The sequence below is a fragment of the Streptomyces sp. 13-12-16 genome (assembly GCF_002114215.1).
Lineage (GTDB): Bacteria > Actinomycetota > Actinomycetes > Streptomycetales > Streptomycetaceae > Streptomyces.
Genome location: NZ_NCTE01000521.1, coordinates 1 through 2,302, shown reverse-complemented (window position 1 = coordinate 2,302; position 2,302 = coordinate 1). Strand labels below are relative to the sequence as shown.

The following is a 2,302-nucleotide window of genomic DNA, read 5'->3' as shown; positions in this document are numbered from 1 at the left end:
CCTGGCGGAACTGCTCGCTCGCTCACCCGTTGCGCTGCTGGAGCGGCTCCCGGACTGAGCACCCTTGACACCGCCTCCCCGCCGTGGGGTACTGCGCAATGCGGATTCGGGTGGTGACGGGGGGTGGGTCCGCTGCTGGAGCTGCGCTATCCGACGGTGGCCGAACTGGTCTCCGCCGCCCGCGCGCTGGCGGCCGGTTCGCCCGGTCTGTGCGTCCTGCGGCAGGTGGGGGTCTCCCGTGCGGGCCGGCCGTTGCACCTGCTGTCCGTCGGACGCGCGCGGCGGGCCGTGCTGGTGGTCGCCGGCGCCCACGCCAACGAACCGGCCGGCGGGGCCACGCTGCTCGCGCTGGCCCGGCGGACGGTTCAGGAACCGGAGCTGCGCGACGGCACGTCGTGGCACTTCCTGCTGTGCGCGGACCCCGACGGGGCGAGCCTCCACGTGACGCCGGTGCCGCGCAGTCTGTACGACTACCACCTGGGGTTCTTCCGTCCCGCGGGGCCGGAGCAGCCGGAGTGGGCGCCGTCGGTGCTGCCGCCCGGCCGGCTGCCGCCCGAGACCCGGGCGCTGACCGGGGTCATCGACGAGGTGCGGCCCTATCTGCAGGTGTCCCTGCACGGCACCGATCTGGGCGGTAGCTGGGTGCAGTTGACGAGGGACGTGCCCGGGCTGGCGGAACCGTTCGCCAAGTCGGCGGCGCAGCTGCACATCCCGGTGGAGACGGGCGCCTCGGACGCGGCGGGCTGGCCGGCGTCCGGTCCCGGGGTGCGGGTGATGCCGGCGGCGGAGGCCGCGCCGGCCTATCCGAGCCTGACCGACGACGCGCGGCACAGCACCTGGTACCACGCCCACCGGTACGGCGGCCTGACGGCGGTGATCGAGGTGCCGATGTGGGCCGGCGACCTGGTGGACGACCCGGCGCCGCATCCGGACCCGGACGCGGCGCTGCGCCGTCTCGCGGACCGGCTGCTGCGGGACGCGGGTGAGGTGCGGCGGGTGCTGGAAGCGGTGCGTCCGCTGGACGAGGGTGCGGGCGGGCCGCTGCTGCGGGCGGCCACCTGGGCACTGGAGCTGGTGCCGGGGCTGGCCGCCGATCTGGTCCGCACGCCGCCCGTGGACGGTACGCGGGCGTACGTGGGGAGCGTGGACGCGTTCGTGCGGCGGGTGCCGCTGAGGGCGGCGGCGATGCTGCGGCGGGCGCTGCGGGAGAGTGACGCGGGGGCGGCGGCCCGGTTGGAGGGGCTGGTCGCGCGCTGGAGCGACGCGTTCGCCGGGCGTTTTCGGGCTCGGTGGGTGCCGGTGGGGCATCAGGTCGAGCACCAGTGCCGTGCGGTGCTGGTGACCGCGCGCCAGGCGCGCGAGCAGGCCCGGTGAAGGGGTGCTCGCGCGCGTCGGAGCCGGGCGGGGGGTGTTCGCGCGGCCCGGCGCTTGCGGGGTGCCTCCCCCGCTCCCGACTTCGCTCGAGCGGGGGACCCCTATGAGCGGGAGGTGCCCCCACCGCCCACCCTCCCAGGCCCTTGAGGCGCCGGGGGAGGCACGGCTGCCCGCAGGAGCGGCGGGAGCGGCAGCCCGCGAGAACAGCGGCCCGCAGGGACGGCAAGGAGCGGGGGCTGCGGTTACGCGAGGGCGAAGACCGAGCCTGTCCGGGCTGTCATCGTGCAGGCGTTCGGGAAGGTTTCCGTGTAGTCGACGGAGCGGCCCCGCCACATTCCGTCGGCGTGGGCGGTGACCGGTGCGTGGACCATCGGGCAGACGACGTCCTCCCTCGGCGGGATGTCGGCGATGCGGCCGTCCGCCGCGGTCAGCTCCGCGCAGGCCTCGGTGGCGTGCCGGTGGCCCCGGGGCGGGTCGCACCGCAGCATGGTGCCGTTCTCCGCGGTGGGCGGCGTCTCTCCGTGCGTGACCGTGAGCATCAGCCAGTTGTCCTCGCCGGAGTGGCCGCCGCCCGCCCGCGCGGGCGCCGCGCACGCGAGCAGGACGAGGGTGGCGAGCAGTCCCGCCCGTACCGTTCTCAGTGAGATGTGCGTCATTCCCGATGCATCGGCACGACGGTGTCCGGACCCCACCCCGGCTCACCCGAACGGAAGGTTCCGCGGCCGGCCAGCTCGAACGCGGCGAGCACGACCCGCGCCTGGTACTCGGCCTGGCGCGCGACCGCGATCCAGCGTGCCCCGGACCTCTCCCGGAAGTCGGCGCACCGCGCGTCGATGAGCCGGTCCAGCTCCGGCAGCGCCCCGGCCGGGTCGCGCCCGGCGCGCGTCACCAGCTGGTGCAGCAGGCCGGCGGTGCGCACGGCCAGCCG

2 protein-coding genes and 1 pseudogene are annotated in these 2,302 nt (G+C 76.1%); 1 reads left to right on the top strand and 2 read right to left on the bottom strand.

The features are described from left to right. Positions 1–123 precede the first annotated feature (123 nt). Positions 124–1,374 carry a M14 family zinc carboxypeptidase gene (locus B7767_RS21005; RefSeq protein ID WP_085573553.1) on the top strand — a complete coding sequence of 417 codons (1,251 nt, stop codon included), beginning with the start codon at positions 124–126 and terminating at the stop codon, positions 1,372–1,374. A 242-nt stretch (positions 1,375–1,616) separates the two neighbouring features. Here the strand turns inward: B7767_RS21005 and B7767_RS21000 are convergent, their stop codons facing one another. Continuing rightward, complete coding sequence (locus B7767_RS21000; protein ID WP_085573552.1) at positions 1,617–2,030, bottom strand: SSI family serine proteinase inhibitor; 414 nt, start codon at positions 2,028–2,030, stop codon at positions 1,617–1,619. Then, positions 2,027–2,302, bottom strand: a pseudogene (locus tag B7767_RS20995) (dehydrogenase); the annotation flags it as partial. The pseudogene B7767_RS20995 and the gene B7767_RS21000, both read right to left, overlap by 4 nt.